12 protein-coding genes are annotated in these 15,777 nt (G+C 63.7%); 6 read left to right on the forward strand and 6 right to left on the reverse strand.

Annotated elements, in window-relative coordinates; translation table 11 throughout:
- Positions 1-11: 11 nt before the first annotated feature.
- Positions 12-914 carry an AEC family transporter gene (locus AACH00_RS12390; RefSeq protein ID WP_341399448.1) on the reverse strand — a complete coding sequence of 301 codons (903 nt, stop codon included), beginning with the start codon at positions 912-914 and terminating at the stop codon, positions 12-14.
- A gap of 138 nt (positions 915-1,052) precedes the next feature.
- Here AACH00_RS12390 and AACH00_RS12395 point away from each other — a divergent pair, with 138 nt between their 5' ends.
- Complete coding sequence (locus AACH00_RS12395; RefSeq protein ID WP_341399471.1) at positions 1,053-2,003, forward strand: tripartite tricarboxylate transporter substrate binding protein BugE; 951 nt, start codon at positions 1,053-1,055, stop codon at positions 2,001-2,003.
- Positions 2,004-2,068: 65 nt separating this feature from the next.
- On the forward strand, positions 2,069-2,965 hold the full coding sequence (gene xerD / locus AACH00_RS12400; RefSeq protein ID WP_423221928.1) for a site-specific tyrosine recombinase XerD: 897 nt from the start codon (positions 2,069-2,071) through the stop codon (positions 2,963-2,965).
- 90 nt (positions 2,966-3,055) lie between these two features.
- On the opposite strand, the gene AACH00_RS12405 is transcribed toward xerD, so the two are convergent.
- Positions 3,056-4,009, reverse strand: coding sequence for a porin (locus AACH00_RS12405; RefSeq protein ID WP_341399449.1), 954 nt, complete (start codon positions 4,007-4,009; stop codon positions 3,056-3,058).
- A gap of 228 nt (positions 4,010-4,237) precedes the next feature.
- Here AACH00_RS12405 and AACH00_RS12410 point away from each other — a divergent pair, with 228 nt between their 5' ends.
- Entirely contained in the window at positions 4,238-4,837 is a 600-nt protein-coding gene (locus AACH00_RS12410; RefSeq protein ID WP_341399450.1) for a MarC family protein, read from the forward strand.
- A gap of 3 nt (positions 4,838-4,840) precedes the next feature.
- Here AACH00_RS12410 and AACH00_RS12415 read toward each other — a convergent pair whose 3' ends face one another.
- The 3 genes from AACH00_RS12415 to AACH00_RS12425 all read right to left on the reverse strand — a co-directional run bounded on the left by AACH00_RS12415 (position 4,841) and on the right by AACH00_RS12425 (position 9,378).
- Entirely contained in the window at positions 4,841-6,160 is a 1,320-nt protein-coding gene (locus AACH00_RS12415) for a L,D-transpeptidase family protein (RefSeq protein ID WP_341399451.1), read from the reverse strand.
- Positions 6,161-6,200: 40 nt separating this feature from the next.
- Positions 6,201-7,379, reverse strand: coding sequence for a nuclear transport factor 2 family protein (locus AACH00_RS12420; protein ID WP_341399452.1), 1,179 nt, complete (start codon positions 7,377-7,379; stop codon positions 6,201-6,203).
- 148 nt (positions 7,380-7,527) lie between these two features.
- Complete coding sequence (locus tag AACH00_RS12425; RefSeq protein ID WP_341399453.1) at positions 7,528-9,378, reverse strand: TolC family outer membrane protein; 1,851 nt, start codon at positions 9,376-9,378, stop codon at positions 7,528-7,530.
- Between the two features lie 204 nt (positions 9,379-9,582).
- On the opposite strand from AACH00_RS12425, the gene AACH00_RS12430 reads away from it, so the two are divergent.
- Genes AACH00_RS12430 through AACH00_RS12440 form a run of 3 tightly spaced genes read left to right on the forward strand, consistent with a single transcriptional unit; the run spans position 9,583 to position 13,260 of the window.
- A complete protein-coding gene (locus AACH00_RS12430) occupies positions 9,583-10,299 on the forward strand; it encodes a transglutaminase-like cysteine peptidase (protein WP_341399454.1) in 717 nt (238 codons plus the stop codon).
- Between the two features lie 58 nt (positions 10,300-10,357).
- The gene (locus AACH00_RS12435; protein WP_341399455.1) at positions 10,358-12,262 is read left to right on the forward strand and encodes a bifunctional diguanylate cyclase/phosphodiesterase; all 1,905 of its coding nucleotides are present in this window, start codon (positions 10,358-10,360) and stop codon (positions 12,260-12,262) included.
- Entirely contained in the window at positions 12,259-13,260 is a 1,002-nt protein-coding gene (locus AACH00_RS12440) for a hypothetical protein (RefSeq protein WP_341399456.1), read from the forward strand. Before AACH00_RS12435 ends, AACH00_RS12440 begins: the two co-directional genes overlap by 4 nt.
- Positions 13,261-13,350: 90 nt before the next feature.
- Here AACH00_RS12440 and AACH00_RS12445 read toward each other — a convergent pair.
- The coding region (locus AACH00_RS12445; RefSeq protein WP_341399457.1) for a type I secretion C-terminal target domain-containing protein at positions 13,351-15,777 on the reverse strand (2,427 nt) is incomplete at its 5' end.

Below are 15,777 nucleotides of genomic sequence, written 5' to 3' on the forward strand. Positions count from 1 at the left end.
GACGACGCGTTTCAGCTGAATGCTTGAAGCGCCGCCAAGGCCATCGGCAGCCCCACCATGCCCAGCAAGGTGGACAAGCTGACCAGCCCCGCCACAAACGGCCCGTGCCCACCCATGCGGGCCGCCAGCACGTAGGCGCTGGACGCGGTGGGCAGGCTGGCGAAGGCCACCACCACCACTTGTTGCGCCGGTGGCAGCCCCACCAGGTGCACCAGCCCGATGGCCACCAGCGGCAGCACGAAGTGGCGAATGCCCAGCAGACAAGCCGCCAGGCCTGGAGCATCTTTCAGCGCACCCAGTTGCAGCCCAGCGCCTACTGCCATCAGGCCGAGTGGCAGGGCGGCGCTGCCCACCCGGGTCATGGTGGTGGTCAACACATCCGGCAAATGCAAGCCGAGCAAGTTGGCCGCCAAGCCGCTCACGGTGCCGATGATCAGCGGATTGCGGATCAACTCAGCCCCAAAGTTCTGGCGCGAATGGCGGGCCAGCGGAAACACCGCGGCCACGTTGCACACGGGCACGCACACGGCGATCAACAGGGCAATCCAGGCCACGGCCTGCACGCCGCCCAGGCGCTCTGCCAGCGCCAGGGCCACGTAGGAGTTGAAGCGGAAGGCGGTCTGCGCGCCTGAGGCGTGAGTCAGCGGATCAACTCCGGGCCAGCGGCCGAGGGCGTAGGCCAGCGCGATGCCGGTGCCAATGACGGCCAAGCCGCAACCCGCGAAGGTGAGCAGGGCACCGAACTCCAGGGGCTGCCGGATGATGGCGACGAAGAGCAGGACCGGGAAGAGCAGGTAGTACACCAGCTTCTCGACGCCGTCCCAGACGGACCGACTCAGCGCGGTATGGCGGCACAGCAGATAGCCACTGACGATCAGCAGGAAATCAGGGAGCAACAACAGCAATTGAGGCATTGATGCCAGTGTGCCATGCGTGAAAACCTGTGCCTGCACTCGGTGTATCCCGTGCGTTTGGCTCGCGGCCTTCCGCTATGCTCTCAACGAGTTCATGACCCAGGAGCGTCCAAGATGCAAAGTCGTCGTCGTGGTTTGATGGTTCTGCCCGCAGCCCTGCTGTGCCTGCCCGTTGTGGCCTTGGCCCAGGCCTTTCCCGCCAAGCCTGTTCGGCTCGTGGTGCCGTTTGCACCGGGCGGCACGACCGACATCGTGGCCCGCGTGGTGGCCGAGCGCATTGCGCCCGCGCTGGGGCAGACCCTGGTGGTTGAGAACAAGGCGGGTGGCGGCGGCTCGGTAGGCGCCACCGAAACCGCCAAGTCTTTGCCCGATGGTTACTCCCTGGGCATGGCCACCGTGTCGACGACGGCGGCCAACCCGGCCATCAACCCCAAGCTCAGCTACAACCCGCTGACCGACTTCACGCCCATCATCAACATTGCCGCCACGCCCAATGTGATCGCGGTGCATCCGTCGTTCCCGGCGCGTGATTACAAGGGCTTCCTCGCAGAGATCAAGAAGAACCCGGGCAAGTACAGCTTCGCAACCTCCGGCACGGGCGGCATCGGCCACCTGCAGATGGAGCTGTTCAAGAGCCTGTCGGGCACGTTCGTGACGCACATCCCGTACCGTGGGGCCGGTCCGGCGTTGAACGACACGGTGGCGGGTCAGGTGCCGATGATCTTCGACAACCTGCCTTCCGCGCTGCCCTTCATCAAGGATGGCCGCCTGATTGCCATCGTCGTGGCCTCGTCCCAGCGGCTGGCAGCTCTGCCGAATGTGCCGACTTTCAAGGAAGTGGGGCTGGAACCCGTCAACCGCATGGCCTTCTATGGGGTGTACGGCCCCAAGGGCATGCCGCGTGATGTGGTCGACAAGATTCACTCGGCCATCAAGAAGACGGCGGAACTGCCTGAAGTGCGCAAGCGCATCGAGGACACCGGATCCCTGCTGGTGCTGAACACGCCCGAGCAGTTTGCCGAGCAGATCAAGGCCGAGTTTGATGTCTACAAGCGCGTGGTCGCGCAGCAGAAGCTCACACTCGATTGAAGACCGAGGCGGAAGCGGCGGGCCTTGAGCTCGCCACGGCGGCTGTGTCAGCGGCTGATCAACAGTTGGTTCAGGCCTTCTCCGATGCGATCTGGCTGGAGGACGGTCTGGCCAAGAACACACGCGAGGCCTACAGCCGCGACCTGACCTTGCTGGCGCGCTGGATGGCGGGGCAGGGGAGTGCGACGTTGCTGGACGCGACGGAAGTCACCTTGCGCACCTACATGCTGGCGCGGCATGACGCTTCGCGAGCGACCACCTTCAACCGTCGTCTGGCGGTGTTTCGCCGCTTCTACCGCTGGGCGCTGCGTGAGCGGATGATCGAGGCCGACCCCACCCTGCGGCTCGACAGTGCACGCCAGCCCGTGCGGGTGCCAAAGGTGCTGAGCGAAGCGCAGGTGGAAGCCTTGCTGGCGGCACCTGACGTGAACCAGCCACTCGGCCTTCGTGACCGCTGCATGCTCGAGCTGATGTACGCCAGCGGCCTGCGTGTCAGCGAACTGGTGTCGATGAACGCGGTGCAACTGAGCTTGTCCGAGGGGTTGGTGCGGGTCTCGGGCAAGGGCGCGAAAGAGCGCATGGTGCCGTTTGGCCAGACAGCGCATCTCTGGCTGGCCCGTTACCTCGCCGAGGGCCGAGAGCAGATCCTGAATGGCCAGGTGGCACCAGCCCTGTTCGTCACCGCGCGCGGCGGCCCCATGACCCGCCAGATGTTCTGGACCTTGGTGAAGAAGCATGCGCTGCAGGCCGAGGTGCGGGTGCCCCTGTCACCGCACACCTTGCGCCATGCGTTTGCAACGCACTTGCTGAACCACGGGGCTGACCTGCGGAGCGTGCAGTTGCTGCTGGGCCATGCAGACATCTCGACGACCACCATCTACACGCACGTGGCGCGCGAACGTCTGCGCAGCCTGCATGCGGCGCATCACCCCCGCGGAGGGCAGGTCAGCGGCCCGCGTTGAGCGAGCTCCGCCACCGTTCAGACGAAAAAAAGCCGACTCGAAAGTCGGCTTTTTTGTACTGCTGACAAAAGGCCCTTGCGGGCCGCGTCATCAGAAGTTGTGGCGGATGCCAGCAGCGATCGACGAGAAGTCGCCACCGTAGGCGCCCAGGTTGCCGTCGTTCACCTTGGTGTAGTAACCGTACAGCTTGGTGCGCTTGCTCAGGTTGTAGTTGTAGCCCAGGGTGTACTGGGTGGCGCTGGAGCCGTCAGCAGCGATGCCGAGAGCCTTGGCCTTGCCAGCAGCGCCGACGTTCACGTGGAACTCGCTGGCGCCCAGAGCGTACATGCCCGACACGCGATAGATGTCGCGCTTCACGGTCACGGAAGCCACGTCAGCTTCGTTGTGGATGTAGTAAGCGCCAACGGTGATGGCACCCAGTTCATACAGACCACGCAGACCGAATTCCTTGGCTTCGCCAGGGCCGGTCAGGTAGGTGCCGCCCAGGTGCAGAGGACCCGCGTCGTAGTTGCCGGTCAGCACCACGGTGTTCTTGGTTGCCGAAGCTTCCTTCAGACCGAACTGAGCATCGATCACCAGGCCGCTCAGGCTCGGCGACGTGTAGGCGATCATGTTCTTGGCGTTGCCCGGGTAGGCGTAGAACGCATCCGACGACGTGCCCGTGTCGTGGTTGTGCATGCTGATGTAGTCAGCAGTGGTGAAGTAGGCGTTGGTCGGGCCCATGTTGCCCAGGCGAACCTTGCCGAAAGCGCCTTCCAGGCCCACATTGCTTTCACGACCCCAGAAGGTCGAGGCAGCTGCGCCGGTGTCCGGGCTGAAGCCGTGCTCGATCAGGAAGAAAGCCTTCAGGCCGCCACCCAGATCTTCCGTGCCCTTGAAACCGATACGCGACGAGTTGTTCGTCAGGTTGGTGACCGAGCCAGCATCCGTCTTCTGACGCTCAGCGGTCAGGTTCAGGCGGCCGTAAACGGTCACGCTGCTTTGTGCGAATGCCGGGGCAGCCATCGAAGCGGCCAGAACGGTGAGAGCGAAAATTTTCTTCATGAGAAGGACCCTTTGCTTGGGGATTTAACGGGGGGTGTCATTCCAGAGTCACCAAACTGAAGGTGTTCGAGACTGCACCCGGGTCGCCGTTGTCGGCGCCGTGAGGAAAGTTTAGCGGGGTATCACCGCCGGACTACTGGAAAGCCCGAATCCATGGGCCAGTCACCGCAGGTTTCGTTGCCGCTGCGCAACGATTGCCGCTTGCTGCGCCTGTAAGACAATCGGGCGATGGATCACACCTTCATCTCCGCATTTGTCCTGCTGCTGCTCGTTCTGGACCCGTTTGGCAGCTTGCCGATCTTCATTGCCGTGCTGCGCGGCGTTGCGCCGGAACGTCGCACGCGCGTGGCTGTGCGGGAGGTGGGCATCGCTTTTGGTGTGCTGCTGGCGTTCATGTTCACCGGCGACAGCTTCCTCAGCCTGATGCACCTGTCCGAGCGATCGCTGGAGGTGGCGGGCGGCGTGATCCTGTTGATCATCGCCATCCGAATGATCTTCGCGACGGGCGGTGAGATCTACGCGGCCGACGGCCAGCGTGAACCGATGATCTTTCCGCTGGCTGTGCCGCTGCTGGCCGGGCCCTCGGCGATGGCGACCGTGCTGCTGCTGGCGTCGCGCCAGCCTGAGCGCATCATGCACTGGGTCGGTGCACTGACGCTGGCCATGGCTGTCAGCGGCATCGTGCTGCTGTCGGCCGAGCGCATTCGCAAGCTGCTTGGCACACCCGTGGTGTCAGCCCTGGAAAAGCTGATGGGCCTGGTGCTGACGGCCATTGCCGTCGAGATGATTCTTGCGGGCCTGAAGCGTTACTTCTTCGATCCGCTCTGAACTTCAGCGAACCGGGCCCTCGGCGGCGATTTTCCATTCGTCGCCGCTGCGGCTCCAGTACTGGCGCATGACACGGTCTCGCTTCTGGGCGGGGCCGGCCAGTTCCTTGAACGTCACGACCATCATCTCTTTGTCGTCGTGCCAGGTCAGTACGCTGAGATCAGCGAAACCGGCCGGCGGCGATGCCACGCGTTGCTTGAAGCGCAACTCTGCTGCGCCGTCGGCCGGGCCGCCGGTTTCTGTGTAGAGCGCCTGCAGGGCATTCTGATCGGCCATGGTTCTGGCCTTCTGCCAGCGTTGCACCCACGGCATGAAGTTGCTGGCGGCCTTGTTGGCCTGCTGCTCACCCGGCGGAACCCAGGTCAACTTCTTGGTGATGATGATGGGCGTGTCCCGCTGCGGCAGCATGTTCGAGAGCCGCAGCAGATCTTCGTTGGCCATCGCTACACATCCGTCGCTGTCGAGTGGCGGACGCGAATACGTGCTGGCGGTGACGCCGTGCAGGAGAATTCCGCTGCCGGTGCGCCCACGCACCTTGTCGTAGGCGTTGGGGTAGTTCAGCGGCAGGGCGCCAGATCCGAATCTGTCTTCGAGGGAGCGAGGGTCCAGCCGATCGGTAGTGAAGTACACGCCCAGCGGTGTCTTCTGGTCACCTTCGACAAACTTGTCGACACCCTGTTTGCCCACCGAGACATAGAAGTCTTCGACCAGCGACAGGCCGTCCGGCCCGTTCTGGAAGAGGTAGAGGCGCGAGCGGGAGGCATCCACCGCGAGCACATGCTTGATGCTGCCCGGCAGCAGCACGATTTCGCTGGGCAGCCAGCCCGGCTTCTGACGTTCCTTGATGGCGGCCAGCCGGAGCCGTGCCTCATCCCGCAGTACGCTCAAATCGTTGGCGGCTTTGCCTTCGGCTGCGGCTGCCGCAGCGCCGAACTTCTGCAACGGCGTGGTGCGCGCTGACAGCAGGTCAGCCTGCACCAGCTGCGCCAGGCGGAAATTGGGATGCGACCGCGTCAGCGCTTCAGCGGCCTGGAGGGCGGCATCAGGCTCGTTCGCGGCAATCAATCGGTAAATCGCGATGAGGCGGCTCTCTGGTGAGCCTGCCAGCGCATCCACGGGTGCCCGCTTGACCGCCGGCCCGGCATCGGGCGCCAGAGTCAGGGCGGCAGAAGGCGTGCCGCCCATCAAGTGTGCCGGGCTCCAGCTGGAGCTGGCCAGCGCTTGCCAGTGGCCGCTGCCGTAGGCAATGCCCGCTGCAACGGCAGCGAGTGCCAGCGAGGTCAGCGTGCGGCGCGTGAGCGGGGAATCAATCTTCGGGATCATCACCTGCTATTCTGCCCGCTCGACAGGGCAAACGGCCCGATCATCCGCCCGATGTTTCCTGCTTGATCACCCACTTGCCGCTGGAAGTGCGGCTGAGTTCGAGTGTCTTGCGACTGTTCGTCGACAACTTGTCTGAGCTGTAGGCTTGTCGGAAGCGCGCGGTGGCCTTGTCGCCATTCACCGTCACCTTGAGGTCAGAGATGGAGACCTTGATGTCTTTGCGGGTGCTGATGCGGTCGCGGCGGTCTTGCTCCCAGGCCTTGCGCGAGCCGGCACTGCCGTTGAAATCGGATGAGTAGGCTGCGAAATAGCCATTCATGTCGCGGCGGCTCCAGGCTGATGCCCAGCTTTGCACTGCCGATTCGATGTCTGCAGCTGGGTTGGCTGCTGGCTTGGTCTGCGCTGCCGGAGCAGGCTTGGTAGCGGCTGCAGCGGCACTGGCCACTTGAGCCGGTGCGGGTGTTGGCGCAGCCGTGGGCGCTGCTGTCGGCTTGGCAGCAGCCACCGTGGTGGATGCTGGCGGTGTTGCCACCGGGGCCGGGGTTGGCGCAGGCGTTGGTGACGGCTTGGCAGCAGCCACCTGGACCGGGGCCGGATCCTTCTTGGCTGCCGCGGCGGCGGTCGGCGTCGTTGCCGGACCGGAGGTCAGTTCGCGCAGCAAGGCGAGCTTTGGCGGCACGGTGGCATCGGTCTTGTCGAGCTGCAAGGCCTTGGAATAGGCCTGGCTTGCCAGCTGCGCGTAGACATCACCCAGGTTCTGGTAGGCCGTGGCGTACGCGGGGTTGGTGCGAATGGCTCGCTCCAGGGCGCCGCGTGCCTTGTCGTAATCACCTTGCGCGCCGTACAGCACCGCCAGGTTGTTGTACGGGGCCGGCATTTCCGGATGGTCGTCCACCAGCTTCTGGAACACAGCCAGGGCTTCAGCCTTGCGGTCGAGCATGGACAGGGCCACACCACGACGGAAGCGCATCTGCGGATCCTTCGGGTTTCGCGCCAGAGACTCGTCGATCAGCTTCAAGGCCTGGCCGTGTTGACCTTCCTTGATGAGTCGCTGGATCTCCACGCTGTCGCTGGCAGTCGCGCTTGCGGCCGGCGTTTGCGCCATGGCCGTGTTGTTCAGCGTGGCGGCACCGAAAGCGAGTGCCAAGGCGATCTGGAGGATCGAGGACGCTGCCAATTGGGAACGACGTGGTGCCAGCTGCATGGTGGAAAGTTGCATTGAGTGAACGGGCCAAATGCCGCACAAGCTCGAAATTTCGCCCAGTCTATCCAAATTTGGACATGGCCCGGGCGCCGATTCGAACATAAGAAAAAGGGCGCGATCACGCGCCCTCCCGATCAGAAGCTGACGCTTCGTGTCCGTCACATCAGCGGTTGCTTTCCTTGACGATGACCCACTTGTCGCCGGTCAGCGCCCAGGTCAGCGTCTTGGTCATCGTGTCGCTGTAGTCCTTCGACGCATAGCGCTGCTCAAAGGTGGTTTCCACGCGGGTGGGCGACACGGTGTTGGACTTGATGTTGTTGATGTCGACCTTGATGTCGCCGGCCTTGGTGACCAGACGCTTGCGGTCAGCCATCCACTTGGCACGGTCGGCCTTCAGCGGGCCGAAATTCTGGCCGTAGAAGCCGTAGTAGGCGGTCAGGTCCTTGGACATCCAGGCCGCGGCCCAGTCACGCAGACGCTGCTCGGCCAGGCCGGCCGGCGCGCTGGCAGACGCAGGTGCCGGGGCCACAGGGGCCACCACCACTGGAGCAGCAGCCGGCATCGGGGCAGGGGCTGCCTTCGGCGTCATGTCGCGGACGCGCGCATCCAGCTCTTCGCGCGAGGCACCGGCCATCTCGGTGGCGCTCAGCGGGCAACGCGAGGCGGCATCTTCACCAGCGGCCCAGCTGCCGGCTTCCGGAGCCTCGGCGCTGGTGTCTGCGCGCTTCAGGCCGAGCGCAGCCGTCAGCTGGCCAATGCCGGCGTGGGTGCGTGCTTCGGCGATGCGCTTGTCGAAGAGGGCCAGGGCGTAGGAGCGGCGGGCGGTGTAGAGCTCGTTCTCGGCGTTCAGCAGGTCCAGCAGGCTGCGTTGGCCGATGTCGAACTGCTGGCGATAGGCGTCGCGGGCGCGTTCGATGGCGACCACGTTGCGGTCCAGGTAGCCGAGCTGTTCATCCAGCTTGCGGTTGTCGTTGAAGGCGATGGCCACGGTTTGACGGGTGTCGCGGCAGGCCTTGTCGCGCAGGTCGGCGGCCTGGTTCAGCAGGTTGGCGCTCTGGCGCTGGCGAGCATCGTCAGAGCCACCGTTGTAGAGGTTCCAGGCCAGCGTGACCTGTGCGTTCACGTCGCGCTTCTGGTCTTCAACGCCGTCGAAGTTGTTGCCGGCACCAGCGCGCAGTCGAGCTTCAACGCGCGGCTGGTAAGCGCCCTTGCGGCTCTCAGCCTGGGCACGGGTGGCGCGCAGGTTTTCGATGGCGGCGGCCACCGTCGGGCTGTTCATGGCTGCGGCCGACAGCGCTGCGTTGCCGCTGTTGGGCAGGCTGCGCAACAGAGTGGCGGGCGACGAGCTGGCTGGGGACGCATCAGGTTGCGCGCCCACGACACGGCGATAACGCTCGGTCACGTCGTGCAGGTTCGCCTTCTCGGTGATCAGGTTCGATTCGGCCAGGGCCAGACGCGCGCCAGCTTGTTCAGAGTCAACACCGCGGGCCACGCCAGCCTTCACTCGGGACTGGATCTGGTCGAACGCGTACCTGTGCTGGACGTAGTTGTCTTGTGCCAGCGAGACCAGGCGGCGATATCGCTCCACATCGTGATACGCCCGTACCGCTTCCAGAGCGGTTTGCTCGGTGGCGTCAACGAAGTCGAAATAACGCGCCATGCGTGCATGGCCCAGTCGTGCCACTTCACCCGTGGTGGCGCCGCCATCCCACAACAGCTGGGTGATCGAGAGCGCTGCCCCGGTGCGGTTCAGGCTTTGGGTCTGTGGGTTGCGGTTGGTCAGTCGGTCGTTGGTGCGGCCAGCCTCAGCGGTCAGGTCAACCCGTGGGCGCAGTGCGCCGTTGGCAATGTCGATCTCATCTGCCGCTGCCTTGAAGGCATTGAACTTCGCGGCAACTTCCGGGCTGGTCTCGATGGCGCGCTGGGCAACGCCGGCGATGCCGGTGCTGTTCTGTGCAAGTGCCGCGGTGCACGCGATCGAAAGAAGGCTGAGGCTGAGCAGATTTTTCGTCATGGAGATCTTCTTGGGGGCGGGTTATCGGCACTTGGACGGGACGAAATGTATCGCAAAACAAATTGATACAAATTCGGTTTCGACCCGTATGCGTGACCTCTGAAACATCTCGCTCTGTGGGTTCGTGGAGGATCCCAGCCACACCGTTCCATTTTTGCAACAGTTGACGCTTGATTTCCACGGTCGGCTGCCGATACAGACGCCATGGTGCGTTGTGTCGAGGGCGGTTCAGGCCTGGAACGATTGGCTGGCCCGGCGCTTGTCCGGGCCACGCGCGCTTGGGCGTTTGTGTTTCTGGTCCTGGTTTCGGCCGCGGCTTGTCTCAGTTGGGCTGCGCCTTGGGACGCGAACCGCATCCTGACCGCAGCCAGCCGGCACGGCGACGCAGCGGTTGCCGGCGTCCGCGCTTTGCAGGCCAACCTTGCCAAGGTGCCACCGCGCGACGATGCCAGCCTGCTGGCCACGGTGAACAGCTTCTTCAATCAGCGCATCGCGTTTCGCGAGGACCTGGAAAACTGGGGCCAGGTCGACTACTGGGCCAGTCCGCTGGAGTCTCTGCAAAGGGGAGCAGGGGATTGCGAAGACTACGCCATTGCGAAATATTTCACGCTGATATCGACCGGCGTGCCTCATAAGCGGCTTCGTCTGGTTTATGTCCGGGCTGCCGTGAACGGGTTGGTGGTTCCTCACATGGTGCTGGCGTTTTACCCGTCCGCTGATGCGGATCCGCTCGTGCTCGATAACCTCGTGCCGGACATCCGGCCTGCCAGCCGTCGCCCGGATCTGACGCCGGTTTTCAGCTTCAACGCCGAGGCGATCTGGGAAGGCGTTGGCACAGCGAACGTGGGAGGCAGCCCTGGCGAGCGGCTTTCTCGCTGGCGCGATGTGCTCATTCGAGGAAAACAGGAAGGCTTTCTTTGATTTTGACCTCTGATTCATTGCCCTGGCGCCGGGGTATAAACCGCGGCATGGAGTGCGCATGTCCTTGATTCGACAGGTCTGGTTGTTGTTGGGTGTCACGCTGGCCTTGGCCATTGCGGGCGGATTCGGTATTTCGGTCGAATCATCCCGCCGCTATCTCGCCGCTCAGCTCACGATGAAGAACAACGACATGGCGCAGTCGCTGGGCTTGTCGCTGTCGCAGCAGCGTGGCGACGCCACCGCGATGGAGTTGCTGCTCGCCAGCCAGTTCGACACCGGCTTTTATGAGCAGATGCGCCTGGTGGCGCCTGACGGCAAGGTTCTGATCGACCGCAGCGCGCCGCTCAACAAGAGCAACGCACCGGCCTGGTTTGTAAGCTGGATGGGCCTGTCACCGGATGTAGGCATTGCGCTGGTCAACGATGGCTGGAAGCAAGTCGGCCGGCTGGAGGTACGGAGCCAGAGCAGTTTCACGGTTGATCAACTGTGGCGCAGTACCTTGCTGGCGGCTTGGCTGCTGGCATTCCTGGCGCTGATGGCGGGGGCCGTCGCGCGCTACGGCCTTGCACGAATCAAGGCGCCTTTGTCTGCCACGGTGCAGCAGGCGATGGCGCTGACCGAACGTCGTTTCGTGACGGTGGCCGAGCCCCAGGTGCCAGAGTTGCGCGAGGTGACGCGTGCCATGAACCTCATGGTTGATCGGCTGCGGTTGATGTTCGACGAGCAGGCCGGTCAGGTGGAAGTGCTGCGTCGCCAGGCGCACTGTGATGATTTGACGGGCGTATTCAACCGGCCGCATTTCCTGGGTCGCCTGAAAGGCCTGCTCAGCGCCGAGGACGGCAGTGCCTCTGGCGTGTTGGTGCTGGTGCGCATCTGCGATTTGCAAGGCATCAATCGCATGCTTGGCCGCGCAGAGGCTGACGCGCTGTTGCGTGAGACGGCGGCTGCCATCGAAGAGTCAGGACGGCGCTCTGTTCGCCACGAGATCGGCCGGCTCAATGGTTCGGATTTCGCGCTGGTGCTGCCTGATGTGCAGAGCCTGCGTGAATCGGCGGTGGATGTGGCGGCCAAGTTGCGTACGCTTTTCCGGACGCGTGAGGGCGATGCCTTCGCCGTGGTGGGTGCCGTGCGCTGGTGGCACGGTGCGTCGGCATCGTCATTGCTGGCGGCCGCAGACCAGGCTTTGGCCCGAGCAGAAGCGAGAGGAGCCTTTGCGGTTGACCTTGATGACGCGGGTGATGGCCTCGTGCTGGGTGAAGATGCCTGGCGGGTTCGGCTGGAACAGGCGCTGGCCCATCGGTGGGTTGAATTGGCCAAGTTCGCGATGGTCGACGTGCATGGTGACGTGATTCACTTCGAGTGCCCGTTGCGGCTGCGTCTTGATAGCGACGGTGCCCCCGTGCCGGCTGCCCAATGGCTGCCCATGGCTCGACGCACGCAACTCACCTGGCGCATCGATCTGCTGGCGGTGGATGTGGCGCTGTCGGCCATTGCCGTTGACGGACTGCCGCGCTCGGTGAATTTGAGCCCCAGTTCGCTGGCGGATGACGGCTTCTTGCCTGCGTTGCGCCAGTTGTTGCTGCAGCACCGGGCATCTGCGCCAGGCTTGTGGCTGGAAGTTGCCGAGGCCGGTGCCATGCGCAGCATCGAGCTGGTTCGCGCACTGGTGGATCAAGCGCATGCGATGGGGGTCAAGGTCGGGCTTGAGCATGCTGGCGAACAAGTCACCGAATCAGGCCGCCTGCTCGAAGCGGGCCTGGACTTCGTCAAGCTCGATGCCAGCCTGGTGGATGGCATCGCCGAGAGCGCGGCACGTCGGCAGCACATTGCGAGCATGTTGCTGATGTTGCACGGCATTGGCATGGCTGTTTACGCCGAGGGCGTGAACGAAGAAGCGGACGCCCAGGCCTTGTGGGATTGCGGCATCGACGGCGTGACCGGGCCCGTGGTCAAACGGGCATGAGTGGTCCGCGCTGGCTGATCCACTGTCAGCCTGATGACCTCGAAGAAGGTTTGTTCGGGCAGGTGGTGCTTTGGGTGTTTGAGCTGTTGCCCGGCCTCGCGGCCAAGGGTGTGCAGCCAACGTGGGACATACGTTCACGGCTGTACGGTGATGCACCGGACTTTCGTGTATTGCCCGGGGTGTTTGACACCGTGCCCATTGCCGGTGACCCGGCCACTGCACGGCGCCGCGGTTTGCTCTCGCTGCGCTCGCGTGGTGTCAGTGTGCTGGGCAATGATTGGCAGGGGCTTCACCGCCTATGGCATGCAAGTTTCCGGGTGCCGGCACGCATCGAGGCTGCCGCAGATGCCGCCGGCTTGACGGCGAACACGCTGGGATTGCACTTTCGCGGTACCGACAAGAATCTGGCCTCACTCGATACCAACCCCGTGAGCGCGGATGACTTCCTGCGACTGGCTCAGGACCACCTCCAGAGCCACCCTCAAATCGATGCGATTTTCCTGGCAACCGATGAGCCCGGTCTGGTTGCGAAGGTTCGGGAACGGCTCGCACCGTTATCAGTGATTCACCTCGGCGATGTGCCGTTTCACAAGTCGACAGATGGCGACTCGCAGCGCAGCGCTCGTGCGGATCGGGCCTTGCTGGACTGCGTGTTGTTGTCGAGGTGTGCTTCGGTGCTGAAGTGTTCGTCGGCGTTGTCTGGCTTCGCCAAGGTGTTGAATCCGGAGTTGCAGATCTATCGGGTCGCTGCTTGCAAGCTGTTCAGCGACGTGCCGTATTTCCCGGATGCGTGGATACCGCCGATGCACAGTACCGAGCCTGAGTGTCAGCGGATTCTGCAGAGGCAGATGCAGGGTGACTGGCTGACGAGCGGACATCCCTTGGCTGCGCGCGGTGAGCCGTTTGTCAGTCGTCTGCGTGGCACGCTCAGCCAGCGGCTCGTACTTCGGGTCAAGTACCTGGTCTCGTTGGCGCTGGGGCGCCCTCGAAAGGCTTGATCACCTCAACGTGACCTTGCAGCGCCAATAAAAAAGGCGAGCCCTGTGGCTCGCCTTTTTCATGGGGCGCCATATGGCGCTTGTGGCGCATCAATCGGTGATCAGCTTGCCCTTGTTGAGCAGGTCTTGAATGATCGCCGCATCGGTGGCACCCGTCAGCGTCACACCCGTCAGGGTGATCGTCTGATCGGTCTTCGTGGCGTCGAAGGTGGCGCCGTAAGCGCCGGTGCTGCTGATGTTGATGACCGTGTCACCGCCCGACGTCGTGAAGTGCAGGTACTTGGTCAACGTGGCACCGGTTTCCCCTTGCAGCAGGTCACGCAGATCCAGCACGTCGCCACCGGCCGTCGAAGCGGCGGTATTGAAGTCGGAAATGATGTCCTTCTCTGGCGCACCTGCGGTGCCGTGGTCTGCGAGCTTCCAGGCGAAGGTGTCACCACCCAGGCCGCCCGTCAGCACATCGTTGCCCTTGCCGCCTTCGATGTAGTCAGAGCCGTCACCGCCGTTGATGTTGTCGTTGCCGCCACCACCACGGATGGTGTCCTTGCCATCGCTGCCGACAATCTTCTCTGCCGTGTCGGTCCCGGTGTAGTCCTTGCCGGTCCGGATGGCGTAGGTGCCATTCGTCGAGGTTTCGACGATGTCCTGGTTGGCGGCCAGGGTCGGCACGTCACCCGGCGCAAACAACGCGAACTCGTCCGTACCGATGATCTTGTAGGTGCTGTCAGCTGCACCGGAGGTCTTCACCTCCACGCGCAGGCTGGCGGCGCCGCCCTGATCCCAGTAGACGATTTCGATCAGCTGCATGCCTTCCGACAGCACCTTGCCCGTGAAGGTGTTGGTGGTCGTGGACTGGATCTGGTCGACCTGCGCGACGGTCTGGCCGCCGATCAGGACGCGGTAGCCGTCGTCACCCGTGATTCGCAGGTCATACGTACCACCCGCCGGGATGTAGATGTAGCCCACCATGCGGATGATGGCGTCTGAAGTGGCACCCACGCCGGAGGTGGCTTTCAAGCCGTCGACGTTGTTGCTGGCAGTGTTCAGGAAGGTGTACAGGTTGTTGCCCGTGCCCACCGTATTGCCTGCCGTGACAGCGTTGTTGCGGCCGAGGTTGTCACCGAAGTATGGCGTCGTGGACCCGGTTGCCAGACCGAACTCGACCTTGTTGGCAGAGAAGGTGGCATCGGCTGCATTCGGGTTCGACTTCACGCCCACGCCAACGATGTTGGTGTTGGCATTGCGGCCTTCGATGATCGACTCGGCATCTGCCAGGTTGTCCAGGTTGGGACTGGTACCTGCGGCGCCGAACTTGGCACTGCCGTCGTCTGAATGCAGGCGATTGGCGCCCGAATAAAGCGGGTCGGTCGGTGTGCCCGTCCGGGTGTCGTTGTAGCCGAAGTATTCGCCAGCCAGGCCGAGGTTCAACGAGGTGATCGTGCTGGTCGTGCTGACCAGCGTCACCGTTTGCGGCGGCAGCACATTGATGGTCAGCGTCGATCCAGCCGTGTCGCCATCGTTGTCGATCAGCGTGTAGCCGATGGCTTCGTTGTAGGCCGTGGTGGTGGTCGGTGGCGCCGTGTAGGTGTACTTGCCATCGTCCATGTCGACCACGAACTTGCCGCCGGCCAGTGTGTTCACCGTCCAGGTGTTGGTCGCCGCGTCGTAGGTGCCACGGTTCGTGCCGCCGGTCGGCGTGCCCGAGCCATAGGCGTAGGTCGTGCCGTTCAGCGTGAAGTTGGCCAGGTGGCCGCCATCTGCGCCGATGCCGGAGCCTGCGCCCAGGGTGCCATCAGTCAATGCGCCGCCGGCAGGGGTGACGATGGAGTCACGCAGGATCGGGGGCAGCTGGTTGATGTCCGACACCACGATCGAGTTGGTGTCCGTCTTGGTGATGCCGTTGTAGGCGACCGGATCCATGTTGGCCTGTGTGGCGCCGGTGCCCATGCCGTAGGCAAAGGAGTTGATGGCGTTGTCCGACAGGAAGGTCTTCCACAGAGCCTCTTCGCCAGGCTGGATGCCGTCTTGTGCAGGCAGCGGGCCGGTGCCGTCCCAATCCTGATTGCCGTTTGGCGTGCCATCGGTCAGGAAGTAGGAGACATTGGTGGCGCCTGCAATCTTGCCGGCCGAGGTGAAGGCCGTTCGGGCCGTCAGCAGTGCAGCGTCGTAGTTGGTATTGCCGCCCGCGGTCAAGCCATTGACGTAGGTTTTCGCGTCCGCAACCGAAATCCAGGTGGTCTGGTAGGCGGCGGCCGAGGTCGAGAACGTCACGACCCGAACCTTGACGTCGCCGAGGTTGTCGTACTGGTCGAGCATGGCCGCGACCGACTGCTTCATGACATCGAGGCGCGTCGGGCCACCAGCGACGCCGTCGGCGTCGGTGGACATCGAGCCGGAAATGTCCAGCATCAGCATCACGTTGGTGTCCTGATAAGGCAGGCGCACGGTCTGGGTGCTGGCGATGGCGGTCGGCGAGTCGTCCTCGACATTCACGGTCAGGCTGCCGCGCGTGATGTT

This window comes from Ideonella margarita, assembly GCF_038066635.1.
GTDB classification, from domain to species: domain Bacteria; phylum Pseudomonadota; class Gammaproteobacteria; order Burkholderiales; family Burkholderiaceae_C; genus Ideonella; species Ideonella margarita.